The organism is Pygmaiobacter massiliensis (genome assembly GCF_900199435.1).
Taxonomy (GTDB): Bacteria; Bacillota; Clostridia; order Oscillospirales; family Ruminococcaceae; genus Pygmaiobacter; species Pygmaiobacter massiliensis.
The window spans coordinates 729,552-754,878 of record NZ_OAML01000003.1; the positions used below are offsets into that span (position 1 = coordinate 729,552).

29 protein-coding genes are annotated in these 25,327 nt (G+C 51.2%); 21 read left to right on the forward strand and 8 right to left on the reverse strand.

Annotated features, from left to right (window positions below):
* Window position 1 precedes the first annotated feature (1 nt).
* From pstA to C1A11_RS07990, 6 genes are all read left to right on the forward strand, one after another.
* Window positions 2-856, forward strand: a complete 855-nt coding sequence (gene pstA, locus C1A11_RS07965; protein ID WP_102049953.1) for a phosphate ABC transporter permease PstA — start codon at window positions 2-4, stop codon at window positions 854-856.
* 65 nt (window positions 857-921) lie between these two features.
* Entirely contained in the window at window positions 922-1,677 is a 756-nt protein-coding gene (gene pstB, locus C1A11_RS07970; RefSeq protein ID WP_102049954.1) for a phosphate ABC transporter ATP-binding protein PstB, read from the forward strand.
* A gap of 103 nt (window positions 1,678-1,780) precedes the next feature.
* A complete protein-coding gene (gene phoU, locus C1A11_RS07975) occupies window positions 1,781-2,434 on the forward strand; it encodes a phosphate signaling complex protein PhoU (protein ID WP_102049955.1) in 654 nt (217 codons plus the stop codon).
* Between the two features lie 57 nt (window positions 2,435-2,491).
* Entirely contained in the window at window positions 2,492-3,187 is a 696-nt protein-coding gene (locus C1A11_RS07980; RefSeq protein ID WP_102049956.1) for a response regulator transcription factor, read from the forward strand.
* A 90-nt stretch (window positions 3,188-3,277) separates the two neighbouring features.
* Complete coding sequence (locus C1A11_RS07985; RefSeq protein ID WP_102049957.1) at window positions 3,278-4,975, forward strand: sensor histidine kinase; 1,698 nt, start codon at window positions 3,278-3,280, stop codon at window positions 4,973-4,975.
* 162 nt (window positions 4,976-5,137) lie between these two features.
* Entirely contained in the window at window positions 5,138-5,575 is a 438-nt protein-coding gene (locus C1A11_RS07990) for a zinc-ribbon domain-containing protein (RefSeq protein WP_180950288.1), read from the forward strand.
* A 92-nt stretch (window positions 5,576-5,667) separates the two neighbouring features.
* Here the strand turns inward: C1A11_RS07990 and C1A11_RS07995 are convergent, their stop codons facing one another.
* Window positions 5,668-5,871, reverse strand: a complete 204-nt coding sequence (locus C1A11_RS07995) for a sortase B protein-sorting domain-containing protein (RefSeq protein ID WP_180950289.1) — start codon at window positions 5,869-5,871, stop codon at window positions 5,668-5,670.
* Window positions 5,872-6,047: 176 nt separating this feature from the next.
* The gene (locus C1A11_RS08000; RefSeq protein WP_102049960.1) at window positions 6,048-6,827 is read right to left on the reverse strand and encodes an HAD-IIA family hydrolase; all 780 of its coding nucleotides are present in this window, start codon (window positions 6,825-6,827) and stop codon (window positions 6,048-6,050) included.
* Between the two features lie 221 nt (window positions 6,828-7,048).
* Between C1A11_RS08000 and C1A11_RS08005 the strand changes: the two genes are divergently transcribed.
* Window positions 7,049-8,047: a glycosyltransferase family 2 protein gene (locus tag C1A11_RS08005; RefSeq protein WP_102049961.1), complete on the forward strand. Its 999-nt coding sequence runs from the start codon at window positions 7,049-7,051 to the stop codon at window positions 8,045-8,047.
* A gap of 141 nt (window positions 8,048-8,188) precedes the next feature.
* Here the strand turns inward: C1A11_RS08005 and C1A11_RS08010 are convergent, their stop codons facing one another.
* Window positions 8,189-8,455, reverse strand: coding sequence for a hypothetical protein (locus C1A11_RS08010; protein ID WP_102049962.1), 267 nt, complete (start codon window positions 8,453-8,455; stop codon window positions 8,189-8,191).
* Window positions 8,456-8,681: 226 nt separating this feature from the next.
* Entirely contained in the window at window positions 8,682-9,872 is a 1,191-nt protein-coding gene (locus C1A11_RS08015; protein WP_102049963.1) for a tRNA(Met) cytidine acetate ligase, read from the reverse strand.
* A gap of 138 nt (window positions 9,873-10,010) precedes the next feature.
* Between C1A11_RS08015 and C1A11_RS08020 the strand changes: the two genes are divergently transcribed.
* The gene (locus C1A11_RS08020) at window positions 10,011-11,249 is read left to right on the forward strand and encodes an acetate/propionate family kinase (protein ID WP_102049964.1); all 1,239 of its coding nucleotides are present in this window, start codon (window positions 10,011-10,013) and stop codon (window positions 11,247-11,249) included.
* Window positions 11,250-11,394: 145 nt separating this feature from the next.
* On the opposite strand, the gene C1A11_RS08025 is transcribed toward C1A11_RS08020, so the two are convergent.
* Window positions 11,395-12,300 carry a pyridoxal-phosphate dependent enzyme gene (locus C1A11_RS08025; RefSeq protein WP_180950290.1) on the reverse strand — a complete coding sequence of 302 codons (906 nt, stop codon included), beginning with the start codon at window positions 12,298-12,300 and terminating at the stop codon, window positions 11,395-11,397.
* 210 nt (window positions 12,301-12,510) lie between these two features.
* On the opposite strand from C1A11_RS08025, the gene ylxM reads away from it, so the two are divergent.
* From ylxM to C1A11_RS08080, 11 genes are all read left to right on the forward strand, one after another.
* On the forward strand, window positions 12,511-12,891 hold the full coding sequence (ylxM, locus tag C1A11_RS08030; protein ID WP_102049966.1) for a YlxM family DNA-binding protein: 381 nt from the start codon (window positions 12,511-12,513) through the stop codon (window positions 12,889-12,891).
* Window positions 12,892-12,905: 14 nt separating this feature from the next.
* Complete coding sequence (gene ffh / locus C1A11_RS08035; RefSeq protein WP_102049967.1) at window positions 12,906-14,246, forward strand: signal recognition particle protein; 1,341 nt, start codon at window positions 12,906-12,908, stop codon at window positions 14,244-14,246.
* A 69-nt stretch (window positions 14,247-14,315) separates the two neighbouring features.
* The gene (gene rpsP / locus C1A11_RS08040) at window positions 14,316-14,558 is read left to right on the forward strand and encodes a 30S ribosomal protein S16 (protein ID WP_102049968.1); all 243 of its coding nucleotides are present in this window, start codon (window positions 14,316-14,318) and stop codon (window positions 14,556-14,558) included.
* 40 nt (window positions 14,559-14,598) lie between these two features.
* On the forward strand, window positions 14,599-14,832 hold the full coding sequence (locus C1A11_RS08045; protein ID WP_102049969.1) for a KH domain-containing protein: 234 nt from the start codon (window positions 14,599-14,601) through the stop codon (window positions 14,830-14,832).
* Between the two features lie 93 nt (window positions 14,833-14,925).
* On the forward strand, window positions 14,926-15,444 hold the full coding sequence (rimM, locus tag C1A11_RS08050; protein WP_102049970.1) for a ribosome maturation factor RimM: 519 nt from the start codon (window positions 14,926-14,928) through the stop codon (window positions 15,442-15,444).
* Complete coding sequence (gene trmD, locus C1A11_RS08055; protein ID WP_102049971.1) at window positions 15,434-16,144, forward strand: tRNA (guanosine(37)-N1)-methyltransferase TrmD; 711 nt, start codon at window positions 15,434-15,436, stop codon at window positions 16,142-16,144. Before rimM ends, trmD begins: the two co-directional genes overlap by 11 nt.
* 231 nt (window positions 16,145-16,375) lie before the next feature.
* Complete coding sequence (locus tag C1A11_RS08060) at window positions 16,376-16,639, forward strand: HPr family phosphocarrier protein (protein WP_102049972.1); 264 nt, start codon at window positions 16,376-16,378, stop codon at window positions 16,637-16,639.
* A gap of 183 nt (window positions 16,640-16,822) precedes the next feature.
* Window positions 16,823-18,643 carry an excinuclease ABC subunit UvrC gene (uvrC, locus tag C1A11_RS08065; RefSeq protein ID WP_102049973.1) on the forward strand — a complete coding sequence of 607 codons (1,821 nt, stop codon included), beginning with the start codon at window positions 16,823-16,825 and terminating at the stop codon, window positions 18,641-18,643.
* A gap of 140 nt (window positions 18,644-18,783) precedes the next feature.
* On the forward strand, window positions 18,784-19,326 hold the full coding sequence (rsmD, locus tag C1A11_RS08070; protein ID WP_278335978.1) for a 16S rRNA (guanine(966)-N(2))-methyltransferase RsmD: 543 nt from the start codon (window positions 18,784-18,786) through the stop codon (window positions 19,324-19,326).
* 102 nt (window positions 19,327-19,428) lie between these two features.
* On the forward strand, window positions 19,429-19,914 hold the full coding sequence (gene coaD / locus C1A11_RS08075) for a pantetheine-phosphate adenylyltransferase (protein ID WP_102049975.1): 486 nt from the start codon (window positions 19,429-19,431) through the stop codon (window positions 19,912-19,914).
* Between the two features lie 38 nt (window positions 19,915-19,952).
* Window positions 19,953-20,411, forward strand: coding sequence for an ATPase (locus C1A11_RS08080; protein WP_102049976.1), 459 nt, complete (start codon window positions 19,953-19,955; stop codon window positions 20,409-20,411).
* 250 nt (window positions 20,412-20,661) lie between these two features.
* Here C1A11_RS08080 and C1A11_RS08085 read toward each other — a convergent pair whose 3' ends face one another.
* The 3 genes from C1A11_RS08085 to C1A11_RS08095 all read right to left on the reverse strand — a co-directional run bounded on the left by C1A11_RS08085 (window position 20,662) and on the right by C1A11_RS08095 (window position 23,046).
* Window positions 20,662-21,090: an Lrp/AsnC family transcriptional regulator gene (locus tag C1A11_RS08085; protein ID WP_102051038.1), complete on the reverse strand. Its 429-nt coding sequence runs from the start codon at window positions 21,088-21,090 to the stop codon at window positions 20,662-20,664.
* Window positions 21,091-21,435: 345 nt separating this feature from the next.
* Window positions 21,436-22,167: a glucosamine-6-phosphate deaminase gene (locus tag C1A11_RS08090; RefSeq protein WP_242965948.1), complete on the reverse strand. Its 732-nt coding sequence runs from the start codon at window positions 22,165-22,167 to the stop codon at window positions 21,436-21,438.
* A 216-nt stretch (window positions 22,168-22,383) separates the two neighbouring features.
* Window positions 22,384-23,046, reverse strand: coding sequence for a helix-turn-helix domain-containing protein (locus C1A11_RS08095; protein WP_180950292.1), 663 nt, complete (start codon window positions 23,044-23,046; stop codon window positions 22,384-22,386).
* 240 nt (window positions 23,047-23,286) lie between these two features.
* Here C1A11_RS08095 and C1A11_RS08100 point away from each other — a divergent pair, with 240 nt between their 5' ends.
* Window positions 23,287-24,402, forward strand: coding sequence for an ABC transporter ATP-binding protein (locus C1A11_RS08100; RefSeq protein ID WP_102049979.1), 1,116 nt, complete (start codon window positions 23,287-23,289; stop codon window positions 24,400-24,402).
* 111 nt (window positions 24,403-24,513) lie between these two features.
* A complete protein-coding gene (locus C1A11_RS08105) occupies window positions 24,514-25,326 on the forward strand; it encodes a carbon-nitrogen hydrolase family protein (RefSeq protein WP_102049980.1) in 813 nt (270 codons plus the stop codon).
* Window position 25,327: the final 1 nt, after the last annotated feature.

Here is a 25,327-nt window from a genome sequence, read left to right on the forward strand (position 1 = left end):
TATGCTGCAAAACGACCGGAGTCCCAGACGTCGGCTTCGTGATAATCTGCTGCGCGGTGCCATTTGCGTGGCCGCGGCGACCACGGTGCTGCTGCTGGTCAGTCTGATTGGTTACATCTTTATGCGTGGGTTGCCCTATATCAGCTGGGAGCTGCTTTCCACCTCACCCAGCGCACTGCGCGGCACCATCGGCATTCTGCCCAATATTCTGAATACCTTTTACATGATTTTACTCGCGCTGATTATCGTACTACCCCTTGGCATCGGCGCAGCGGTTTATCTCAATGAATATGCCACCAACCGCCGCTTTGTTGCCATTATCGAGTTTGCAACAGAAACCTTGGCAGGCATTCCATCTATCATCTACGGCTTGTTTGGTATGTTGTTTTTCTGCCAGTTCCTCGGGTTGCAGGTTTCACTGCGCTCCGGTGCGCTTACATTGGTTATCATGATTTTACCCACCATCATCCGCACCACGCAGGAATCGCTGAAAACCGTGCCCGAAAGTTACCGTGAAGGCGCGCTGGGCCTCGGCGCTACCAAGTGGACGATGATTCGCACCATTATCCTACCCTCCAGCTTGGACGGCATTGTGACCGGCTGTATTCTTGCAATCGGCCGCATCGTGGGCGAATCCGCAGCACTGATTTTCACTGCCGGCATCGGTGCAGTTATTGCGGGGAACATCTTCCAGGCGATGAGCCGCAGCGGTGGCACCCTTTCGGTGGCCCTGTATGTGTACGTGTTCGAGCGCGGCAAATTCGATGTCGGTTTTGCAATTGCATCCATTTTGATGCTGCTTGTGTTTGGCATCAACCTGCTTGCCAAATTTGCGAAAAGACGGCTTTCCCGCTAAAAGAAATTCCTACATTTTGCTGCGCGCAAAAGTAAGCGCAGAATCGGAAAGGACTTAGAATAGCTATGAAACCTATCATTACCAGCAAGGACCTTGTATTGTATTACGATACGTTTAAGGCACTGCGCGGCATCAGCATGGAAATTCCGGAAAAGCAGATTACTGCTTTTATCGGCCCTTCTGGCTGCGGCAAATCTACCTTTTTGAAAACGCTCAACCGCATGAACGACCTTGTGCCGGGTGTGCGGGTGGAAGGTGAGGTGCTTTTTCGCGATGAAGATATCTTTGCGCCCAGCGTGGACGTAACGACCCTGCGTAGAAAAATCGGCATGGTGTTTCAAAAACCGAACCCTTTCCCGATGAGCATCTATGACAACATTGCTTATGGCCCACGTTTGCACGGCACGCACAGCCGCGCAGAGCTGAATGAGCTGGTCGAAACTTCTCTGAAAGGCGCAGGCCTGTGGGATGAGGTGAAAGACCGGCTGAAAAAAAGTGCGCTTGGGCTTTCTGGTGGGCAGCAGCAGCGCCTTTGCATTGCGCGCGCTTTGGCAGTGCAGCCCGATGTGCTGCTGATGGACGAACCGACCAGCGCACTGGACCCGGCGTCGACTATGCGCATCGAAGAGCTGATGGCAACACTGCGCGAACAGTACACGGTTGTCATCGTTACGCACAATATGCAGCAGGCTACCCGCATCAGCGATAAATGCGCTTTCTTTTTGCTGGGCGAAATGATTGAATTCGGCGATACCGAGCAGGTTTTCAGCATGCCGAAGGATAAACGCACCGAAGATTACATCACTGGACGTTTTGGCTAAGCGGTATTTGACAAAATAATTCTGTTTACCGCGGCCACCGCTTTCCTTATCCGTTTTCTTGTTTTATAATATGCTATAATGACGAAAGAGAGTGTGACCTATTTTGGCAGCAAGATTTTCGTTTGACGCAGAGCTTTCTGCGCTTTCTGCAAGCCTGCTTCGTATGAGCAGCCTTGCCACTGAAGCAATCGCCAGCGCGATTACCGCTTTTGAGCAGCACGACACCGCCCGTGCCGAAGCCGTAATTAAAGGCGATGCGCGCCTCAACGAATTGGAGCGTGAGATTGAGCACCAGTGCATGACCCTTTTGCTGCGCCAGCAGCCGGTCGCACGTGACCTGCGTATTATCTCTACTGCGATGAAGATGATTACCGATATTGAGCGCATTGGCGATGCCGCAGCAGATATTGCAGAGATCAGCCGCCATATTGTGCGGGATATCCCTGCCGTGCTGCCGGATATCCGTGCAATGGCAGAAGAGGCACAGTCAATGGTGTGCGATGCGGTGGAAGCATTTACACTGGCTGATGTTGCCGCTGCGAAAAAAATCATCGCGCGGGACGACATCGTAGACGATGCCTTTAACAATATCAAAAAACGCCTCGTCAGCGTGCTGACAGAGGATAGCTCGATGGCGGACACCGCAATTGACTACCTGATGGTCATCAAATATCTTGAGCGCCTGGGTGACCATGCGGTAAACGTCTGCGAGTGGACAGAATACTATAAAACCGGCGTGCATCATACCGGCAACTAATCAATCAGCCGGCACACCGGCAGAAAAAACCATTCCGGAAAGGAAGAGTGCGACAACATGGCAAAACGCATCTGCGTAGTGGAGGACGACGAAAGCATTCGAGCACTGCTTTTGGCAGCACTTTCGGCAGAAGGGTACCAGGTAAACGGGTATTCTTCGGCAGAAGAGGCGCTGGCAGCGCTTTCAGAGCTGCGCCCCGACTTGATTTTGTTCGACATTATGCTGGAGGGCATGGACGGCGTGACCGCGCTGAAACTGGTGCGCCGCAACCCGGTTTTTTCTGCAACCAAAGTGATTTTACTCACTGCAAAAGATACTGAAACCGATAAGGTCACCGGCCTCGACGCAGGCGCGGACGATTATGTTACCAAGCCGTTCAGCGTACTGGAGCTTTCTGCGCGGGTGCGCGCTGCTTTGCGCGGCACTGCCCCGGTGCAACCGGAAGTACAGAGATTCGGCCCGCTGACCATTGACATGAAAACACGGGAAGTTCAGCTTTCCGGCGAGCCGGTCGAGCTGACCTATAAAGAGTTTGAACTTTTAAAAATGCTGGTCCAGAATGCGGACCGTGTGCTGCCCCGCGAAGAGCTGCTGCAATCTGTATGGGGATACGATTACATCGGCGAAACGCGCACTTTGGATATGCACATTGGCACCCTGCGCGGCAAGCTGGGGGACACTGCGTCAGATTCGCAGTTTATCCGCACTGTGCGCGGCGTCGGCTACCGTTTTATTGGACAACAGCCGCAATAATAACCTGCCGGAGGAACTGAAGCGGCGCTGCATGGTTTGGCAGCGCGTTCAGCAGGCCCGGTCAGCTCCCAGAAAGGAAGGGGCATCCCCATGAAAAAGAAAATGCTAAACAGCACCTTGATTGTGCTGTTTATTGGACTAGTCCTCTCTGCTGTTTTATCGGCGTTGGTATTTGAAACGCGCGAAAGCGAGCGCACCCGCACAGAGCTGCAACGCACAGTGGCATTGATGGCACGCGGCTACAATGCCGAAGATGCCAAGCAGCAGGAAGTGAAAGATCTCTCCCGCGCGGCAGGCGGAATGCGCGTTACGCTGATTGCAGAGGACGGCACGGTTTTAGCAGACAGTACAGCCGATGCAGCCCAGATGAAGAACCATGCCGACCGGCAGGAGATTGTAGGCGCACGCAGCAGTACCTATGGCGTTGACAGCCGCCGCAGCGATACTACGGGCACCAACATGATGTATGTGGCGACTCGCCTTTCGGATGGCAGCTTTTTGCGGGTGGCAGCCGGTTACAACGGTGTGGTTACAGGGCTGATTCGTATTATGCCGGCTATGCTGCTGGCGGCACTGGTCGCGCTGCTGGTAGGCGGTGCGCTTGCAGACCGCATGGCGCGCAGTATCTCTGCGCCGCTTACGGAACTTTCGGACAGTTTAAAATTGGTTGCCGCAGGCGAAACCACACTTTCGCCCGAGCACTATAAATATGAAGAGCTGCAGGATATGGCGTCCGACATCAACCAGCTTTCCAGCGAAGTGGAGCGCGCCATCACCAAACTCAGCGAAGAGCGTGACCGCATCGGCTATCTGCTGGATAATATGAGCGAAGGCCTTATTTTGCTGAGCGAAAAAGAGGAAATACAGATGCTCAACGGTGCAGCGGCAGCACTGCTTGGCTGCCCGCGGGAAGTGCTGGGCAAAAATATCATCTACGCCACCCGCAACACAGAACTGCTGGATTGCGTAGATGAAGTGCAAAAACAAAGAGAAAATCGTTCCATTACAATTAAGATGTCAGGCGGGCACGTGGTGGAAGCACGCATTTCTGTTGTGGGCGAGGGCATTATTCTGGTGCTGCAAGACGTTACCACCCAGACCAATGCCGTGCGTATGCGGCAAGAGTTTTTCTCAAGTGCCAGCCACGAGCTGAAAACCCCGATTACCTCTATTCGCGGCTTTGCTGAACTGCTTTGCAAAGACGGGCTGACCCAGGAACAGCAAAAATCGTTTGCGGAGCGCATTTTAAAAGAAACCGGCACGATGCAAAGTCTGATTGGCGACATCATTATGATTAGTCGGCTGGAGGCGGGGGATATCCCGTTTGAGCGCGAAGTGCTGGATTTTGCCGAAATTGTAGAGGAGTGCATCCAAAACGCACAGCCGCTTGCGGATAGTTGCGAGGTACGGCTGTGCTGCGAAACTGAAAAAGCAGTGCTTTCCGCCTCCCGCCGCGAGCTGAACGAACTTGCGGGCAACCTGATTCAAAATGCAATTCGCTATAATATGCCCGGCGGCACCGTGCTTGCAAAGCTGACGGTAGAGCAGGGTCAGGCTGTTTATCGCGTCTGGAACTCGATGGGATATATCCCGCCGCAGTACCGGCAGCGCGTGTTTGAACGGTTCTTCCGCATTGATAAAGGCCGCAGCAAGGCGATGGGCGGCACCGGCCTCGGCCTTGCGATTGTCAAGCATGTTGCAAACGTCTACCACGCCACCATAGAGCTGGCTTCCAGCGAAGAAAACGGGACAACTTTCACCGTGCGTATTCCGCTAGGGCAGGTATGATTTCACTGGTTTTTCATTGCTATCCGGAGGATTTTGTGGTATTCTGAAAATAAATCAAACAGATTGGGCAGCAGCAGTTCGGACCTTTTCCGGCTGTATGTTTGGTAGGAATGCCGCAAGGCTTACCTCGCTATGCGGCCCCCGGAAAGGAATGGTCATCGAATGATTTGTAAAAAATGTGGCAAAGAGCTGCCGGATGAAGTGAAGTTCTGTGGTGCCTGCGGCACTCCCGTCACTTCGCTGAGCGATTTCACCACCCCGGCACCGCAAGCTGCACCCGCAGCTGCGCCCGAAACGCCGGAAGTAGACGCCCAGCAGTCCGCCTACCGTGCGCCTGCAATGCAAAACAGCTACGCGGCTTCTTCTTATGTGCCGCCGCGCACCGATGAAAACCAGCCCCTTACGGTTGGGCAGTTTTTGCTGATGGATCTGATTTGCGCTGTTCCGGTGCTGAACCTGATTATGCTGGTGATGTGGGGCTTCGGCTCTGAACCCAATGCCAACCGCAAAAACTGGGCGCGCAGCCGCCTGATTTGGGTTGCCATCGGCATGGGCTTTACAATTCTGATTCTGCTCTTGGCGCTGATTGGCAGCATGTAACCTGCACTGACGCAAACGCTTTACTTAACTAAAAAAGCCCTGCTTTTCTCCGAGTAATCGGTAAAAAGCAGGGCTTTTGTTTTTGGCTGAGCTTACGGTTTGCGTCGCCTTATCAGCAATAATATTCCGGTCACCAGTAAAAGCGCAAGAGAGATATAAAGAGCCATCTGTGCAAAATTAGTGCCGGTTGTTGCCAGAAAAACAGAGGTAGGGCCATCTGCCATGTCCACAACCGTACCGTTTGGCAGCTTACCGGCAAGCAAGCTGCGCAACGTGTACTGGACTGCTAATAGCAAAGTGCCGCACGGCAAAGCGCAAAGGCCGGCAGACGCAAATAAATAAAGCAAAAGGCGACGTGACGGCGAAGAAAATGTTGAGCGATTAGACGAGGATTTCATCTCCTTTGAATAATACAGGAAGCGCACGTTTTAAGAGCTTCGCCATAACCAAGCGGCTCATTTGCATTGCGCCATTACAGCTCGGCAATCATATCTTTAATACCGCCGAAGGTCCAGGTCGCCGCTTCATCGCTTGCGGCATACAGCTCTGGGGTAGCTTCGCCAGTGTAGACGAGCGCGGTTTTTACGCCGCAGCGCCCCAGTGCAATGTCGGTGTAAAGGCGATCGCCCACCATGCAAATGTCGGGCAGCGCAACCCCGAAACGGCTGGCTGCCGCTTCGGCAATAAAGCGGTTTGGCTTGCCGATGATTGCATCCGGTTCACGCCCGGTGCAAGCCTTTACCAGCGCGATAACGCCGCCGATATCTGGAATATAACCACCTTCTACCGGGCAGTTGAAATCCGGATGAGTGGCAATATAGGGCAGCCCTGCACGCACCGCGTTGCAAAGCCGGGTAAGTTTCTCATAAGTGAGGGTGGTGTCAAAGCCCAGCACCACGGCCTTCGGCTCGGCAGAATCCAGCAGGTATCCAGCATCGGCAAACTGTGCCTCTAAGCTAGGGGTGCCAATCAGCAGAAGCTCTTTAGAAAAATTCTCTTTTTCGAGAAAAGAAAGGGTAGCGTCACCACTGGTGAGCATCTCTTTTTCAGTGACAAAGACGTTCATTGCGGCGAGCTTTTTCAAATAGTCTTGCTTGCCTTTAGAGGAGTTATTGGTCAAAAAGGCAAAGGGAACGTTTTTGCTGCGCAATGCGTCCAAAAAGTCCAGGGCACCGGGCAAAGGGGTGGCATCCAGATAAAAAGTGCCGTCCATATCCAAAAGAAAAAGCTGAACCGAAGAAAGCTGACCCATAATATTGTTGCTCCTTTAATAAAAACAGCGCAGTGTGCGCCTTGAAAAATACCAGAAACAATTTTATTATACGATGAATTTTAGCACAGAGCAATTGCCAAACCACAGAAAGCACGGTACAATAGACCAGTGAAAAGAATCGAACGAAAGTGCAATGGTAAGAAAAGATATCGATCTTTGCAGTTTTGCGCTTTGTAACAAAGGAATAAGAGGGTGAAAATTTGAAAGCGACAGTGGTGATACCCAATCTCAACGGTGCGGGCTGGCTGAAAGATTCTATCGAGAGTATTTTTGCCCAAACCGAGCAGGATTTTGAACTGATCGTGATAGATAATGGCAGTACCGATGAAAGCCTGGAAATGGCGCGCGGCTATATTGGGCGAGAAAATTACACGCTTATCGAAAACAAAAGTAACACCGGTTTTTCGGCGGCGGTCAATGCGGGTATCCGTGCCGCAAAAGGCGAGTTTGTAGCGCTGTTTAATAATGATGCGTTTGCGCAGCCGGATTGGCTGGAGCAACTGCTGCACTGTGCAGAGCAGGACCCCAAAATTTTCTCGGTCGCCTCGCTAATGCTGCGCTATTACGAGCCGGAGCTGGCGGACGATGCTGGTGATTATGTAAACCTGTTGGGCTGGGCCTGCAAAACCGGCGATGGACTGAAAGCGAGCCGCTACCAAAAAGAAAAGCGCTGCTTCACCGCCTGTGGTGGCGCGGCCCTTTACCGTAAATCTGTTTTAGATGAGATTGGTCTGTTTGACGAAAACTTTTTTGCATACCTTGAAGATGTGGACATTGGCTGGCGCGGCCTTAGCCTGGGCTACAAAAATGTCTACTGCCCCAAAGCGGTCTGCCGCCATATTTGCGGCGCAACCACCGGTGGCGCAAAGGGCGCAAAATATAATGATTTTAAAGCAATCCAAAGCGGACGAAACAATCTGTTGCTGCCCTACAAAAACATGCCGCTGCTGATGCTGTTGCTCAACCTGCCGTTTTTGCTGGTGGGTTATGGCATTAAAGTGCTGTTTTTCTGTCTGCGTGGTTACGGCAAACCTTTTTTGCAGGGAGCCAAAGAGGCGTTTTCGGCTTTTGGCAAACTTGAAAAGCCCGAATTTCGGCTGAAAAACATCCCAAACTATTTTTACATTGAATGGCTGATGTTTTTGAACGTGTTCAAATATGTCGATTATCGAGTCCGCCGTGCATTTGGCTGGACTTAAGCCAGAAGATGAGTCTTTAATACAATAAAAAGCGAGGGCACTCTCCTGGTTTGAAGAGTGCCTTCGCTTTTTTAGCAAGAGAAAAGGCGGATATTTGAAGGGGAGAGGGAACCCTCACGGCCCAAAACAGACACCCGGTATTTATGGTATAAGTAAATCTGCCAGCAGGGTGCAGGCTTGGTCATAGTCTTTTTTGTGCACGTAGATAATATACTCATAGGCGCGCTCGGGGTTTTGCCCCGGGGTACCTGTGCGGGCGCGGGTATCCCTAAACGAAGAAGGAGCGTTGCGGTTTACCGTGCGCAGCGAATATGGAATATTCCGTGCCTCCAGACGGTCACGCAGGCGAGCTTGCTGCTGCATAGAAAAAGTACAAAGCAGTTCTCTGCGGTTGAAAATTGTCAGCAAGGGGAATGCCTCCTTTCAGTTTGGGGAAGAATCGCGATAGGATTAGGGTCATTTTGCTCAGTATAACAAACTTAATGCATGCCGTAAACCCAATTGAAAGAGCCGTTTGGCGGTTTAGGAGCCGAATGAAAAATGAAATAGTGCAGCGATTAGCTTTTTTACAGAAAAACGCTGCACCTCTCGCAAGGGATGCAGCGTAAAAAAAGACGAGCAGCCAAGTATCTGCTTAAACGCGCAAAAACTTGCGGCTGTAATCATTGCCTGAAGCGCGCGGCTGTGCCAGGCAAAGCCCGTACAAGGCATCGCCGCGTGCAGTAAGCGCTGCAATGCGCTCTGCTTCGGGCGAAAGCCGTCCGGCATCTGCGAGCGAAAAGGCAATGGGCAGCGTAGCGGCGGTTTTTGCTTGCCGCAATAGCCCAATGCCTGCTTCGCTTGCGCCCAGCACCCGCAGAAAAGGCGGGGTAGCCGGCAGTGTATCATCAATGCCAAGGTAAGCTTCCAGTGCAAGCCGGCGCACCCGTGCGTGGGTGTAGCGCTTACTCTTCAGCTGGGTGTAAAGCTCTTCGGCCGTGGCGGCTTTATGGGCAGAGGAGGCAAGCAGATGAGCGAGCCCCTCGCCGCCAGCGGAAGGGCAATGCGCAAACTGTGCGGAATCAGCAGTGCGCAGCACGGTGAGCAATGAGCGGGAAAAAGCATCTTCGTTGTACACCGCCCCGGTGGCGAGGTCTGCACAATACAGCTCAAATGCGGTGGAGGGCACATAGCTGCGCAGTGTAGCAAGGTCATCAGCGAACAGCGCCTTGCGCAGGGCCGAGGCACTGGCAAAACCGTTTGCCGCTGCGGGGGCATCATGCGCTGCACCCTGGCGCGGCAGGCAGGCGAGCTCTGGCGACCAACCGAGCACAGCAGCGGCCCGCAGATAAGCAATGCCCAAAATGTTATTGGGGGTGGCAAGCAGCGCGGCGCTGCCGGGTAAAAAGCGTTCTGCCACAGTGGCGCGGGCAGCAGGGTAACTGCCGCCCAAAGCGAGTTCCGCTTTCAGTGCTTCATCAAAATCAGGACGTGCCAGCAGCGCGGCCAAATCGTACAGCCATTCAGGGTCCGCTTGCTCTGCACCAAAAGAGAGTGTATCTATGCAGCCCAGTGAATGCAGCAGGTAAATTCCGCCAAAAGCAAAATCTGGCGCACTTGCAGCTGCCCACGGAAGGGGAAGTTCTATCACCAAATCAGCGCCACAGCGCAGCGCTGCCTCGGCTCTTGTAAACTTGGAAAAGGCCGCAGGACGGCCCCTTTGGCTGAAATCTCCGCCCATTAAAATGGTGATAGTTTCAGCGCCCCGACGGCGTAATTCGTCGATTTGCCACAAATGCCCTTTGTGAAATGGGTTATATTCTGCAATGATTCCGGCGTTTTTCAAGAAAAGACCGCCCCCTTTCTATTGAAAATGTCTGGGTCCTATTATATAATAAACATGATAATTTGAAAAGCGGGGCATGCTTTCCGCATTGTGAGAAGCCGTTCCGCATCGTAAAACGTACATTTGGAGGACTTATAAATGAAAATTCTGGTTATCAACTGCGGTTCCAGCTCGCTCAAATATCAGCTGATCGACATGCAGGGTGAAAAAGTGCTCTGCAAGGGCAACTGCGAGCGTATCGGCATCCCGGGCAGCAAGATCACGCATAAAACCAGCGACGGCTATCAGATTGAAATGGACTGCGCGTTCAAAAACCACACCGATGCTTTCACCAAACTGGTTGATTTGATGACCAAAGGCGACGGCGCTGTCATCGAGAACATCAGCGAAGTAAACGCAATCGGCCATCGTGTTGCACATGGCGCGGACATGTTCCCCCACTCTTGCCTCGTCGACGAGGCAGTTGTTGCGAAAATCGACAGCCTGTCTGAAATTGCACCGCTGCACAACCCCGCTCACATCCAGGGCATCCGTGCTGCACAGCGTATCTTTGGCGACATCCCCCAGGCAGTCGTGTTCGATACCTCTTTCCATCACTCCATGCCTTCCAAAGCATATATGTTTGCTATCCCCTACAACTACTACAAACAGTACCACATCCGCCGTTACGGCTTCCACGGTACTTCTCACCGCTATGTCAGCAAAACCTGTGCAAAGCTGATGGAGCGCCCCATCGAAGGCCTCAAAATCATCACCTGCCACCTCGGCAACGGCTCTTCCATCACTGCAGTTGACGGCGGCCGCAGTGTTGACACCACCATGGGCTTCACCCCGACCGGCGGCCTGATGATGGGCACCCGCAGCGGCGACCTTGACCCCTCCCTCGTTACCTATATTGCTGAGAAAACCGGCCTGCACGGCAACGAGTTCCTCCGCACCTTCAACGAGCGTAGCGGTCTGCTTGGCGTTTCCGCTATCTCCAGCGATGCACGCGACATCGAGAACGCAGCAGAACTCGGCAACGAGAATGCAGCTCTCGCACTTAATATGCTCTGCTACCAGATTAAAAAATACATCGGTGGCTTTGCAGCAGCAATGGGCGGCGTTGACGCTATCGTCTTTACCGGCGGCATCGGCGAGAACAGCTCCACCGTGCGTGAGAACGTTTGCGCTAACATGGAGTACCTCGGCGTGAAAATCGACCTCGAGAAAAACAAAACTCGCGGCGATGTCATCGACCTCACCGCTCCTGGCGCTACCGTCAAAACCTATGTCATCGCTACCAACGAAGAGCTGATGATTGCACGCGATACCCTCGCACTTTGCGGCGGCGTACCTGCACCGGCAGTCGAGAAAGCAGCAACCAAAAAGAAATAAGCAATCGTTTTGCAAACGAATCCCCGACAGATTTTCTGCCGGGGATTTTTTTATCGTAAAAAGCTCTGTGCCATTTGACTTAGGTACAGAGCTTTCATTTTCAGTTGTTAGAGTATGGCAGAAAGGTGGAAGGCAAGTCTTTCTGTTAATATTTCATGCAGCCGCCTACTATCGCAATCACGCGTTTGCCAGCGTTTGCGGGGTCCATCGCAGTTTCAAGTGCTGCGCCGATCACTGCGCCGGAAGCAGGGCAGGCGGCAATGCCGTCACAGAGCAGTGCTTCGCCTGCAAATTTCTTACCGTCACCGGTGGTCACAGGTAAAATGCTGTCTACGATATAGGGATTATAGTTTTCCGGCACAAAACCAAGACCGATGCCCTCCAGTGCATGGCGCATGGCGGGGCCACCCGAAAGCACGCGGCTTTCAGAAGGCTCTACACCGATGACCTGCACGCCATTTGTCCAGGCTTTTATGTATTCGCCGCAACCGGTGATGGTGCCGCCGCTGCCAACTCCAACCACCAGCCTGTCCAATCGGTTGCCGCAGGCTGCCAGCAGAGCCGGCCCGGTGACGCGGCGGTGATATTCCGGGTTGAGGTCGTTTTCGCAGTGGTTCACATAATATGCCTGTTGTGTTTTTACCACCATCGTAACCTTTTCTTCGCAGCCGCGGCGCCCGTCAAACGAATTAGCAAGCACCAGTTTAGCACCAAGTGCAGCCAGTTGTTTGCGTCGCGGCTCCGGGGCGGTGGCCGGCAGCACCAGGGTTACGGGGTGGCCGGTACGATAACCTGCCAGGGTAAGTGCAGCAGCGAAACTGCCGTGGCCAATCTCTACCACTGGCTGACCGGGTAGCAGTGCGCCTGCTTCTTCCGCAAGGCGAATCATACCTTCCGCCAGCCCATCTTTAAAGGTGCCGGTAGGGCCAAAATAATTAATGTAGCAAAGTAGCTCTGCATGGGGGTGGTAGCGTGTTTCTAAGCCATGGCAGCGTACCAGCACACCTGTGCTGACTGCTTGATTCAAATCATGATAAATTGTTTCGGGCAATTTCTTCACTCCTCAATGCAATCTTCTTAAATATGGTAAACTTTTCCTTATAGCTTGTCAATGAAAAAACGACCAAGCGGTCGGTTGTGAAAAATACAAAAAATAAGATAGGTGTTAGGTAAAACTACTTGACGAAATCTGCTTTTTCAAGTATAATAGCAGTTGTGTAAAGCAAAAAGCTTTACAGAATTTGCGAAGGAGGCCAGCCAAATGGCGAAAAACCTGGAGATTTCCTTCCTTCTTGATTTTTACGGCGATGTGCTGACCGAAAAGCAACGCGACGTAATGGAACAGTATTATAATGACGATCTCTCGCTTGCAGAGGTGGCCGACAACTTTGGCATTACCCGCCAAGGCGTGCGAGATGCGGTTAAACGCGGCGAAGCCATCCTGCTCGACCTGGAAGAAAAGGTCGGCTTTGCAGGGCGTTACCGCGCCGTGCAAGAGGGCGTTTCCCGCATTGGCGAGCTTGCAAAAGAAATTGAGTTTTCTAACAGCGGCAGCTATAGCGGTGGCAGCTATGGCGGCGATGCACAAATCAGCCGCGCAACCGCAGAGATTCTTCAAATCATTCAGCATATCAGCGAATAGGAGGGCAAACGCCCGTGGCTTTTGAAAGTTTAAGCGAAAAACTGGCAGGCGCGTTTAAACGCCTGCGGCAAAAAGGTAAGCTCTCAGAGTCGGATATCAAAACAGCAATGCGCGAAGTGCGCATGGCGCTGCTGGAGGCCGACGTCAACTATAAAGTAGCCAAAGATTTTATCGCAACTGTGACCGAGCGTGCCATTGGCGCAGAGGTAATGGAAAGCCTGACCCCTGCACAGCAGGTCATCAAAATCGTCAACGAAGAGCTGACGAACCTGATGGGCAGCGAAAGCAAAGGCATCCATATCAACTCAAAACCGCCTACGGTGATTATGATGTGTGGTCTGCAGGGTAGTGGTAAAACCACCCACTCGGCAAAACTTGCAAAGTATTACCTTAAGCAGGGGCATCGCCCACTGCTGGTTGCCTGCGATATTTACCGCCCCGCGGCAATTGACCAGTTAAAAGTGGTTGGCGAAAAGGCCGGTGTGCCTGTTTTCGAGATGGGCACCGAACAGCCCGATTTGATTGCAAAAAAAGCACTGGGCCATGCGAAAGATCATGGCAACGACATCGTAATTCTCGATACCGCAGGCCGTCTGCATATAGATGACGCACTGATGGAAGAGCTCTGCCGCGTCAAAGAGATTGTTAAGGTAGACGAAACCATTCTGGTCATCGACTCGATGGTCGGCCAGGACGCCGTGAACGTGGCGGAAAACTTTAATACCCGCATTGGGGTTGATGGAGTTATCCTCACCAAACTCGACGGCGACACCCGTGGCGGCGCAGCGCTTTCTGTGCGTGCCGTTACCGGCAAACCCATTAAATTCGCAGGCATCGGCGAAAAGCTGGATGACCTCGAAGTATTCCACCCCGAGCGTATGGCAAGCCGTATTCTTGGCATGGGCGACGTGCTGACCCTGATTGAGAAAGCACAGAATGTCCAGGACGAGAAAAAAGCTGCTGAAACCGCGCGCCGAATGATGGAAAACAAGTTCGATATGAACGACATGCTGGACCAGCTGGTGCAGGTGAAGAAGATGGGCGGCGCAAGCGCAATGCTCTCTATGATTCCCGGCGGCGCAAAGCTGTCTGACGATGACGTGGAAAGCGGCGAAAAGCAGTTCCGCCGCATTGAGGCTATCATCCAGAGCATGACCAAAGCAGAGCGCGCAAAGCCGTCGATGATTGACCCCAAGCGCAAACGCCGTATTGCGGCGGGCAGCGGCACAAGGGTAGAGGACGTCAACCGCTTGCTGCGCCAGTTTGAGCAGATGCAAAAGATGATGAAACAGTTTAAAAAGAACCCCAAAGCGTTTGGCCGCAAAACCGGCCTTGGCAGAATGATGGGCATGTAATTTTAGGTTTTTACCGGCTACCGGTTAAAATAAATTTTTCAACTTATTGATATTTTGGAGGATAAGACAATGGCAGTTAAAATCAGACTGCGCCGCATGGGCGCAAAGAAAAACCCGTTCTATCGTGTGGTTGTGGCAGATTCCCGCTTCCCCCGCGACGGCCGCTTCATCGAAGAGCTTGGCTACTATGACCCGACCAAAGAGCCCAGCGTTTTCGAAATTGATGCAGAGAAAGCTAAAAAATGGATCGCTACTGGCGCACAGCCGACCGATACCGTTCGCGTTCTGCTGAAGAAAAAAGAAATCATCTAATCTAAGCAATTAAATTAGACTGATTTGGAGGTAATTCCTAATGAAAGAACTCCTTATCACGCTCGCAGCCGGCCTTGTGGAAAACAAGGAAGCGGTCAACGTGACAGTTGACGAGCCGAACGAAGAAGGCGTTGTTGTCTACCACCTTAGCGTGGCAGAGGACGACATGGGCCGCGTCATCGGCAAGCAGGGCCGTATCGCGAAAGCGATCCGCGTTGTCATGCGTGCGGCTGCTGTCCGTGAGAACCAGAAAATCATGGTCGAGATCGACTAAGATTTTTGCTTATGAACTAAAGCGTGCCGCGGGATGCGATGCCCGTCGGCGCGCTTTTTTCAAACTTTTCCAGAAAAAGAGAGGGTACAGCTTATGCGCAAACAATATCTGGAAGCCGGCAAATTTGTGACCACTCACGGCATTATGGGAGAGCTGAAAGCTTATCCCTACTGCGACGGGCCGGAATTTCTTTGCGATTTTGACCGGTTTTATCTTGATGATGCCGGTAAAAAAGAACTTGAGGTGGTTTCTGCACGGGTGCAGAAAAATGTAACCTTGCTTGAAATTGAAGGAATCCATTCTATTGAGGACGCACGTCCTCTTATCAATAAGGTGTTTTATATCAACCGTGACGACGTAGAGCTGCCAGAAGGCTTGCATTTTGTGCAGGACCTGATTGGTTGCGCGGTGGAAGATGCCGAGACCCACGAGGTCTACGGTGAAATCATCGACGTCAGCAACAACGGTGCGTCTGACATTTACGAAATCCGCAAGCCGGATGGCAAGACCGTCTGGTTCCCTGCGGTAGAAGCATTCCTCGCCAGCACCGACATAGATGCAGGCAAGGTGCTGGTACGCCCCATCGGAGGTATGTTTGACGATGAGGATTGACATTGCGACGCTGTTTCCTGAAATGTGCGAAACCGTTTTGAGTGAAAGCATCATCGGGCGTGCCCGGCGCAATGGCAAAATCGAGATGCACTGCCACAATATCCGTGATTACACGATTAACCGGCAGAAAAGCGTAGACGATTATCCGTACGGTGGAGGACACGGTATGGTGCTTCAGGCCCAGCCGCTTTATCTGTGCTGCAAGGCCATTGAAGCGCAGCAGCAGGTAGAAAAGCCCCACGTTATCTTCATGACAGCGGGCGGCAAGCGGTTTACGCAGCAGCGTGCCAAAGAGCTGGCACAGCTGCCGGCGATTACGCTGGTGTGCGGCCACTACGAAGGCATGGACGAGCGTGCATTGCAGGAGCTGGCCGATGAAGAAATCAGCCTGGGCGATTTTGTCATCACAGGCGGCGAACTTGCCGCGTTGGTGGTGGCAGACAGTGTTGCTCGCATGTGCGACGGTGTGCTGTCCTGCCAGGAAGGGTATGAGGACGAGAGTTTTTATTCCGGACTATTGGAATACCCGCAGTACACCCGCCCGGAGGTGTGGCGGGGCCGCGCGGTGCCTGATGTATTGCGCAGTGGACATGCCAAAAAAATATCCGACTGGCGACAGGAGCAGGCGCTTGCACGCACCGCAGAACGCCGCCCGGATTTGCTGGAAAAATATCTGGCAGCGCACAAAGAAAATGAATGAAAACGTTTCCTGTTGGAAATCCTTGTTTTAATTCACTAACGATGTTGAAAACTTTGTGGTAATACTATACAATATAACTGCAAAAACTATGTTTTGAAAACAGCGACCCGCTGAATTTTAAGACAGCTGCAGGTTTGTGGTTGACGCAGAAACAAGTTTAGGATATCATAAAGATATGATAACGTATCTGTCACTTCATGAAAATTTTGACGAAACAGGAGTGTTTTTACTATGTTTGTAAAAGAAGTCACCGTTGAAAATCAAGTTGGTCTGCACGCACGTCCGGCAACCTTTTTTATTCAGAAAGCAAATGAGTTCAAATCTTCCATCTGGGTTGAAAAAGAAGAGCGCCGTGTCAACGCAAAAAGCCTGCTGGGCGTTCTGTCCCTGGGCATTGTAGGCGGCACCACCATTCGCATCATTGCTGACGGCGCAGACGAGCAAGCTGCTGTCGAAGGTCTCATTAAGCTGGTCAACTCCGGCTTCAGCGACTAATTATTTCATAAACGGAAATACTGCCTGTGAGCGTTTGCCCACGGGCAGTATTTTTTTGACTTTGCCGTTGTATTGTGGGATAATCTGTACCATAGAAAACCAAACAAACTGCCGCAGCTAAAAAGAACAAAGGCGGTGTGGGTTAACTCTAATTTTGTATCCGAAAGGGGCGGTCGCTTTTCCATGACCAAAGCAGAATTATACGAAAAGGCGTCGAAACTTCCGCTTTTACCGGGTGTATATATCATAAGTGATAAGCATGGCACCATTATCTATATTGGCAAGGCCAAGCGGCTGCGCACCCGGGTTTCGCAATACTTCCGCGAAGGTGTTCCGCATGATACCAAAGTCACCCGAATGATTGAGAATGCTTATTCTTTTGATTTTATCGTAACCACCAGCGAGTTTGAAGCGCTGGTGCTGGAGTGCAGCCAGATTAAGCTGCACTCGCCAAAATACAACATTCTGTTAAAAGATGATAAGGGATATTGCTTTATCCGGGTAGGAAAAGACGAATATCCGCGTATTACGGCAGAATTACAAAAAAAGGACGACGGTGCCGAGTATATCGGCCCGTATATGAGCAGTTTCGCGGTGCGCCAGATGGTAGAAACCGCTGTACAGGCATTTCGCTTGCCAACCTGCAATCGCGTATTTCCGCGAGATTTCGGCAAAGATCGGCCTTGCTTGAACGCGCATATTGGCAGATGCATGGCACCATGCACCGGTAAGATTAGCAAAGAACGCTATGATGAATGCGTCAAAGGCGCTGCCCGGCTAATAAAAGAGGGCAAAAGTGAAATCATCAAAACGCTGCATGGGCAGATGATGGCGGCTTCGGAAGCGCTGGAGTTTGAAAAAGCAGCCCTGCTGCGCGACCAAATTGCTGCAATCGAAAAGGTAACAGCGGGCCAGCGGGTGGTGCAGAGCAGTATTAAAGATGCAGACGTATTCAGCTTTGCGGTGAAAGATAACACCGTCTGCGCGGCGATGCTGGTGTTCCGCGAAGGGCGACTGGTGGATAAAAACGAGTTTTTGTTTAAAGAAACCGATTCGGTGGATGAAGTGCGCGATGAGCTGTTGCCCCGCTATTATGATGACGAGCATGAGATTCCCAAACAGGTGCTTATTGATGCACTGCCTCAGGATGCAGATCAATTGGAGCAGCTGCTAAGCGAAAAAGCCGGGCGCAAGGTGCAAATCACAGTGCCGCAGCGCGGGGATGGCCCACGGCTGGTGCAGATGGCGACCCTGAACGCCATAGAAAGCCTAACGCTGCGCAGCGGACGTGTTTCGAAAGAGGAACGGCTGCTTGACGAGGTGGCACGCACGCTCGGGCTGTCTCAGGCGCCAGAGGTCATTGAAAGTTACGATATTTCAAACTGGGGCGAGGGTACAAGCGTTGCGGGTATGGTTGTGTTTGAAAAAGGCAGACCAAAACGGAGCGGATATCGCAAGTTTAAGGTGAAAAGCGTGGTTGGTACCGATGACTTTGCCTCGATGGCAGAGGTGTTGCAGCGCCGCACCTGGGAGTATGAGCATGAGGGAACCGGGCAGTTTGGCATTAAGCCGGATTTGATTTTGCTGGACGGCGGTAAGGGGCAGCTTTCTGCTGTGCGCGCGGCCTTGCGCGGCACAGCGTTTGAAGATGTCGCTATCTTTGGCATGGTCAAAGACGACCGCCACCGAACCCGCGGTATTGTAGGAGATGGCGGCGAAATCGCACTTTCGATGCACAAATCAGTCTTTGCCTTTATCGGCACAATACAAGAAGAGGTGCACCGGTTTTCAGTCGGTTTTCAGCGCCAGCAGCGCAAAAAGAAAGCGTTTAAAAGCAGCTTGACTGAAATCGAAAATGTGGGTGAGGTAACTGCGAAAAAATTACTGAAAGAGTTCCGGACGATTCACGCCATCAGTGAAGCGACAATTGAAGAACTTTGTGCCGCAGGGGCTAGCTATAAGGCTGCTGAGGCGGTGTTCCACCATTATCACGCCAACCCTTGACAAAGCGCGCGAGAACCGTGATAATAGTTAGGCGACACAGATTGTCGCAGCTGGTATTTTGCTGGTTTTGTCTGGCAAAAATCCGAATAAAACATAACATTGCGCGGCGATGTAATGGCTGCGTTTTCCGAAAGGATTTTATGATGAGAGTAATTGCAGGTGACGCCCGCGGAACGCGGCTGGAAACTTTGCCGGGTGGCGAAGTAACCCGCCCCACCGTTGACCGAGTAAAAGAGGGCATGTTCAGCGCAGTACAGTTTGTGCTGCCCGGTGCCCGCGTACTGGACCTTTTTGCAGGCAGCGGACAGCTGGGCATTGAAGCGCTGTCGCGCGGCGCAGCACGCTGTGTATTTGTAGATGAATCCCGCGAAGCTGTGGGCGTTGTGACCAAAAACCTGAAAGCAGCAGGCCTGTTTACCAAGGCAGTCGTTACCAATATGAACGCACTTTCCTACCTTGCAGGTACACGCGATGCGTTTGACATTGTGTTGCTCGACCCGCCCTATCGGCATAACACACTGGCAGAAATTCTTCCTCAGGTGGCCGCAGTTGTTTCAGAGGGCGGCATTGTGCTGGCAGAGAGCGAAAAAGGTGCACAGATGCCCCAAGAGGTAGATGGACTTGTGCTGAAAAAGCAGTACAAATATGGCACAGTGCTTGTGACCCGTTACGAAAAAGAGTAAGATTGACCGCGTGCGGGTAACCCTGTTGCCCGCCGTTCGCTACCGTGCAGCTTTGCCTGCGGACAAGCTGTTACCGCCGATCCCGAAAGGAAGGATCTCCTCATGAATATTGCACTTTGTCCCGGCAGTTATGATCCCGTTACGCTGGGCCACATGGATATCATCCGTCGCAGCGCGAAAATTTTCGATAAAGTAATAGTCTTGGTGCTTGTAAACCGTGCTAAAGTACCAAGCTTTAGCGTGCAGGAACGCGTAGAGCTGATTCGCCGCGCAACCGCTAACATGCCGAATGTTTCAGTGGATTCGTCTGAAGGCTTGCTTGTGGACTATGCCAAAGAGCATGGGGCGCACGTTGCCGTTAAGGGGTTGCGCGCTGTAACCGACTTTGAGTATGAGTTTCAGCAGGCGCTGATTAATAAAAAGCTGGAAGATATGGAAACGATGTTTATGAGCTGCGCACCGCAATATATGTACCTTTCTTCGAGCATGGTAAAACAAATTGCAGCCGAAGGGCGTGACATTGCAGAATTTGTGCCACCAGAGTTATGTGAAGAAATTATGGAAAGGCTGTACAAACAGCCCGAATAACGATACAATAAGAAGATAACAAGAGAGAGGTGAACGCCATGAATATGGATGAATTGCTCGATTTGATGGATGAGACCTTAGAGGAATCGCCCAGTTTGCCCTTGACAGGCGGAAAACGCATGGTAGATGTGGACAAAATCCGTGACATCATCGATGATGTACGGCTTGCGATGCCCACCGAAATTAAACAGGCAAAAGCAATTGTTAACGACCGTGCAGATATTGTGGCGGCTGCCCGCAGAGAAGCAGAGGCCATCATCAAAAAAGCAGAGGATCGCGCCCGTGCGCTTGTAGATCAGGAAGAGATTGTGAAGATAGCCCAGCAGCGTGCCGCTGAGCTTTTGGGTGCATCTCAGCAGCAGGCGCGTGAGATGCGTACAACGATTACCGACTACTGCGAAAATATGCTGCGCCAAACAGAGGAATCTCTTGCAAGAGGTGCCGCTGAAGTGAAAAATGTGCGCCAAACCCTGCGCCAGACCAGCAAAAACCAATAAGAACTTTTAGAAGTTACATAAAAGCGGGAGCCTTGGAAAAAAGGCTCCCGCTTATTTATTCCGTTTTCTTAACGCGAAAATAGGCGCGGCAGGGGAAAGCTATCTATAGGAACCTTGCTTTATGCCGCAAAAAAACGCAGAAGATACCATAGCATCTTCTGCGTTTGTAATTTGTCACATTCCTTTTTTAGACGGGACCTTGCCTCTGTCTGAAACATGGGACTAGGAGCCGCTATGCATCAAGTGAGGCTTACAGCAGCTTCACACTGGCATTGGTGCTCGAAAGAATGATCTGAGTGCTGGTTTGCCCGATTTTCTGAAAGCGATTAATAAGCTTTTCCAGTGAGGACATATCTTTAGCAGCGACACTTACAATAAAGCTGTACGCACCCGTAACATGGTGGCACTGCAAAACGGCTGCCTGCTGTTCTACCAGCTGTTCGAACTCTTCACGCCGCTCTGGCGGAACGGAAAGGCTGATTAGCGCGCGAATGCTGCGTCCGGCCTGTTCCAGATTAATGATGGTCGTGTATCCTTCAATGATGCCTTCCAGCTCCATACGACGGATACGCTGCGATACGGCAGGCGGAGTCAGCGAAACTTGCTGTGCAAGCTCTTTTACCGTCATGCGTGCATTTTTTTCAAGCAATGCAAGAATTTGTTTGTCCAACATATCCATAAGTTTACCCTCACGCTCCATAGTTTTTTCTTTTTTTAGTTCCCGGCTAAAAAAATAAGGATACATTTTGTATTTTTTATTTTTATACCCATTCACTAAATTATATTAAATATTTTTGGGTTTGTAAAGCCCCTTGTGTTTTTTGGCTCGTTGGGTTTGCTTGACTTTTTTAATGTTTCAGATATGATAGTATTTGTAGCATAGATTTTGAAATCTATTGATACTTTCCCACCCCTCTATAAGGAAAACAGCCGCCATTCCCGGGCGGCTGTTTTCTTTTTATGTTTAAAGTAAAAGATGTAAAACGCGCAGACTTTGTTAGTCTGCGCGCGAAAATGCTTTGGTTTAATTTTCGTAACCGGCAGCAGTTGCAAGCGCTGCATCAATGATTATCGTGGCATTGGGGTGCAGCTTTAAAAAAGTGCTGGGATTTTGTGTGGTCACCTCATCGTTGCAAAGCAGCCCTCGAATTGCCGCGGCCTTAGCAGCGCCTGTTGCTACCAGCACGATGGACTTGGCGGCAAGGATGCTGGAAAGCCCCATGGTAATCGCCTGTGTCGGCACATCTTCTGATTTATCAAAAAAGCGTGCATTTGCCGCGATGGTGCTTTCGGTCAGCTGTTCGATATGTGTTTCGGTATGCAGCAGGTCGGCAGCTTCGTTAAATCCGATATGCCCGTTATTGCCGATGCCCAATAGTTGCAGCTCTGGCACGCCGTTCTCACGCACTTTTTTATCAACTTCGCGGCAGTTGGCAGCAAGGTCACCCAGCCCACTGGGGACATAAGTATTGGTTTTGTCTATATCGATCTCATTAAAAAGGTTGTGGTCCATAAACCAGCGATAGCTTTGTGTATTGCTGCCGTTAAGGCCGCAATATTCATCAAGGTTGACCGTACGGACTTTGGCAAAACTGATTTTACCGGCTTTGCAGTCTTCAATCAGTCTGCGGTAAATGGGTAGCGGTGTGCCGCCGGTAGCAAGGCCCAGCTTTGCCTGCGGGTTAGCCAAAACAGCGGCTTCGATGAGTTCTGCTGCGCGCTGGCAGGAGTCTTCATAACTTTTCGTAACGATCACATTCAAGACATGACCCTCCTTTTGTTTTCGGTGCATCCTTCTATTGTTCCATTCCACTAGCAGACAGAAAATTTCTGCAATTGCAGAGCGACGCAAAGAGCGACAAGGTCGCTGCTGTGTCGCTCAAAGGATTACACTTTTATTATAAACGTCTAAGACGGTTAATTCTAGCCATAAAGCTGGCATTTTTTATACACTTTTGTCTCGCTTGCGGCCTTACAGGTAAAGGCTACGAGGTACCAAACTGTTTTCCGTGGCTGGTACCCGCACACTGCGGCGGTAAGCGGCAGGGGTCATACCGGTGCTGCTGCGAAACACTTTGCAGAAGTAATTCGCCCCTGAAAATCCGGTCAGCTGCGCAAGCAATTCTAAGGGGCAGTCTTCGGCAGCTAGCAGTTGTTTGGCAGCTTCGATACGAATTTCAGTGAGATATTGCCCCGGCGTTTTGCCGGTGGCGGCTTTAAAGCTGCGAACCAAATGACTTTTGCTGACTTCCAGTACCTCAGCCAGCTCCTCTACTCCGTAAAGATGAGCATAGCGTGACTGAATTAGCCGTACCGCTTCTGCAGCCAGCTCTGGCAAGGGCTCGGCTGCTTCGTCAAAAGAGGCGAGCCGGCAGAACAGCGAAAAACAAAAGGTTGGCGAAGGGCTGCTTTGTGCTTTTGCAGCTTCTATAATTTGTTCGGCAAGGCCGGGTAATGAGGCAGCTTTTTGCACCAGAACACTCTTGAGTGCATCTGATAGCAATGAAATAGCGCTGCCACTTAGCGCTACGCCGTAAAGCTCTGTTTCTTCCACTGGTGCAAACTGAAGCGGTAGGGCGGTCAGTAACAGGTCACCGTCCCGCACCAAAAAAGGCGCGTCTTCTTCGGCGGTCACTGCAGCCTGACCTCGCGCACAGAAAAAAAGCCACAGACCTTTATGCGTTACAAAAGGTGCTAACCCAGTAAAATTAAAAAAATTGGAAAAGAAGCAAAGGTTAGAAGGGTCGAAAATCAAAATTTTTCACCACACATCAATAAATTACTATTTTAAAACGAGACAACTGTGTTATTATTATAGTAGTAGATAAATTTCTAGTCAATATAATCAATATTTTATAGTTTGTGGAGGTTTATTATGGCAAGTATCTCTTTACAGCACATCTTTAAAATCTATCCGGGCGACGTTACCGCTGTCCGTGATTTTAACCTCGAAATCGATGACCGTGAGTTTATCGTATTGGTCGGCCCTTCCGGCTGCGGCAAATCCACTACCCTGCGTATGATTGCAGGCCTGGAAGAAATCAGCAAAGGCGAGCTGTATATCGGCGACCGCCTTGTAAACGATGTCCCCCCGAAAGATCGCGACATTGCAATGGTGTTCCAGAACTATGCACTGTATCCGCATATGACGGTTTACAAGAACATGGCTTTCGGTCTGGAACTTCGCAAAACACCGAAAGACGAAATTGACCGCCGCGTTCACGAAGCTGCGAAGGTGCTGGATATTGAGCACTTGCTGGATCGTCGCCCGAAAGCACTTTCCGGTGGCCAGCGTCAGCGTGTGGCACTGGGCCGCGCTATGGTGCGTAACCCGGCTGTCTTCCTGCTCGACGAGCCTCTTTCCAACCTTGACGCAAAACTGCGTACTGCTATGCGCACCGAGATTATCAAGCTGCATAAAAAACTTGGCACTACCTTTGTTTACGTTACCCACGACCAGACCGAGGCTATGACGATGGGTGACCGTATCGTTGTTATGAAAGACGGTGTAGTACAGCAGGTTGATACCCCGCAAAACCTTTACGACTTCCCCTGCAATATGTTTGTTGCAGGCTTTATCGGCAGCCCGCAGATGAACTTCCTCGATGCAAAACTGATTAAAGAGGGCAACACCTATTACTGCGATTTCGGCGAGCAGAAGATGTCCATCCCCGCTGAGAAAATCGCAGCCAACCCCGGCATCGAAGCTTATGTTGGCAAAGATGTCAAACTTGGCATTCGCCCCGAAGATATCAAAGATGACGAAGCCTTCCTGGCTGCACATGCCGATGCCAACTTTGAAGCAGCAGTCGATGTTTCTGAGCTCATGGGCAGTGAAGTCTATCTGTACCTTGAGTGCCGTGGCAGCAAGATGACCGCTCGTGTGGCACCGAACACCACCAGCCGCACCGGCTCTAAAATCAAGGTTGCTTTCGATACCACCAAAATGCACCTGTTCGACAGCGAGTCTGAGGCAGCTATTCTCAACTAAATTTGGCTTTTATAACAAAAAAACGCGCTTTGAGTTTACCCTCAAGGCGCGTTTTTGTTATAATAAAGGCAATAAGGTGCCGCACGCTGCGGCGAAAGTGAGGAACATGGAATGGATAAGCGCAACGCTACTTTGAAAATTGCTCTGGCACAAATGACGGTGACCCATGGCGAAGTTGCCCCGAACCTTGCAACCATCTGCCGCATGACTGCGGAGGCCGCCCAGGCAGGCGCACAAATCGTGTGTTTCCCCGAACTGGCACAGTGCGGCTTCTATATGAAAAAAGAAACTCTAAACGCCCTTGCGGAGCCGATAGAAGGCCCATTTGTAACCAAGCTGCAGGCACTTGCAGCAGAACATCATATTCATCTGCTGTGTGGCTATGCAGAAGCGCCGACAGGCGAGGAGGCTCTCTATAACTCCTGCGTACTGATTGATGACGAGGGCAAAATTCTTGAAAATATGCGAAAAATATATCTCTGGGGCAGAGAAAAACAGCGCTTTACGCCGGGGCATCGCCTGCCCGTCGTAAACACCAAGCTGGGCCGCATTGGCATCCTGAACTGCTATGATGCCGAATACCCCGAAACCTTCCGTATCGAGGCGCTGAAGGGCGCAGAGCTGATTCTGGTGGGAGCAAACTGGAGCTTTACCGGGCAAAGCCGGTGGGAGCTGCAGCTTTCCTGCAATGCGCTGTGTAATTTGCTGTTTGTAGCAGGCGTTAATATTGCAGACCAGTACTGTTGCGGACACTCGCGGGTGGTTGCACCAGACGGGCGCGTGATAGGAACAGTGCATAATGAAGAAACGGTGCTTATCACTACCATAGATTTTGCCGAGATTGAAGAGCAGCGCGCCAAGATTCCTTACATGACCGATTTCAATCCGGAAACTTTTACGATGGATGCCTTGAAAACTTATTAGA

What these genes read in the sequence shown, in the direction of transcription:
- C1A11_RS08085 (WP_102051038.1), bottom strand. Translation starts at nt 21,090, where the DNA reads ATGGATATGTTGGACAAACAAATTCTTGCATTGCTTGAAAAAAATGCA.
- C1A11_RS07985 (WP_102049957.1), top strand. Translation starts at nt 3,278, where the DNA reads ATGAAAAAGAAAATGCTAAACAGCACCTTGATTGTGCTGTTTATTGGA.
- pstA (WP_102049953.1), top strand. Translation starts at nt 2, where the DNA reads ATGCTGCAAAACGACCGGAGTCCCAGACGTCGGCTTCGTGATAATCTG.
- C1A11_RS08080 (WP_102049976.1), top strand. Translation starts at nt 19,953, where the DNA reads ATGAATATGGATGAATTGCTCGATTTGATGGATGAGACCTTAGAGGAA.
- C1A11_RS08100 (WP_102049979.1), top strand. Translation starts at nt 23,287, where the DNA reads ATGGCAAGTATCTCTTTACAGCACATCTTTAAAATCTATCCGGGCGAC.
- C1A11_RS07990 (WP_180950288.1), top strand. Translation starts at nt 5,138, where the DNA reads ATGATTTGTAAAAAATGTGGCAAAGAGCTGCCGGATGAAGTGAAGTTC.
- coaD (WP_102049975.1), top strand. Translation starts at nt 19,429, where the DNA reads ATGAATATTGCACTTTGTCCCGGCAGTTATGATCCCGTTACGCTGGGC.
- C1A11_RS08045 (WP_102049969.1), top strand. Translation starts at nt 14,599, where the DNA reads ATGAAAGAACTCCTTATCACGCTCGCAGCCGGCCTTGTGGAAAACAAG.
- C1A11_RS08020 (WP_102049964.1), top strand. Translation starts at nt 10,011, where the DNA reads ATGAAAATTCTGGTTATCAACTGCGGTTCCAGCTCGCTCAAATATCAG.
- rimM (WP_102049970.1), top strand. Translation starts at nt 14,926, where the DNA reads ATGCGCAAACAATATCTGGAAGCCGGCAAATTTGTGACCACTCACGGC.
- uvrC (WP_102049973.1), top strand. Translation starts at nt 16,823, where the DNA reads ATGACCAAAGCAGAATTATACGAAAAGGCGTCGAAACTTCCGCTTTTA.
- rpsP (WP_102049968.1), top strand. Translation starts at nt 14,316, where the DNA reads ATGGCAGTTAAAATCAGACTGCGCCGCATGGGCGCAAAGAAAAACCCG.
- C1A11_RS08060 (WP_102049972.1), top strand. Translation starts at nt 16,376, where the DNA reads ATGTTTGTAAAAGAAGTCACCGTTGAAAATCAAGTTGGTCTGCACGCA.
- C1A11_RS08105 (WP_102049980.1), top strand. Translation starts at nt 24,514, where the DNA reads ATGGATAAGCGCAACGCTACTTTGAAAATTGCTCTGGCACAAATGACG.
- C1A11_RS07980 (WP_102049956.1), top strand. Translation starts at nt 2,492, where the DNA reads ATGGCAAAACGCATCTGCGTAGTGGAGGACGACGAAAGCATTCGAGCA.
- ylxM (WP_102049966.1), top strand. Translation starts at nt 12,511, where the DNA reads ATGGCGAAAAACCTGGAGATTTCCTTCCTTCTTGATTTTTACGGCGAT.
- trmD (WP_102049971.1), top strand. Translation starts at nt 15,434, where the DNA reads ATGAGGATTGACATTGCGACGCTGTTTCCTGAAATGTGCGAAACCGTT.
- pstB (WP_102049954.1), top strand. Translation starts at nt 922, where the DNA reads ATGAAACCTATCATTACCAGCAAGGACCTTGTATTGTATTACGATACG.
- C1A11_RS08000 (WP_102049960.1), bottom strand. Translation starts at nt 6,827, where the DNA reads ATGGGTCAGCTTTCTTCGGTTCAGCTTTTTCTTTTGGATATGGACGGC.
- rsmD (WP_278335978.1), top strand. Translation starts at nt 18,784, where the DNA reads ATGATGAGAGTAATTGCAGGTGACGCCCGCGGAACGCGGCTGGAAACT.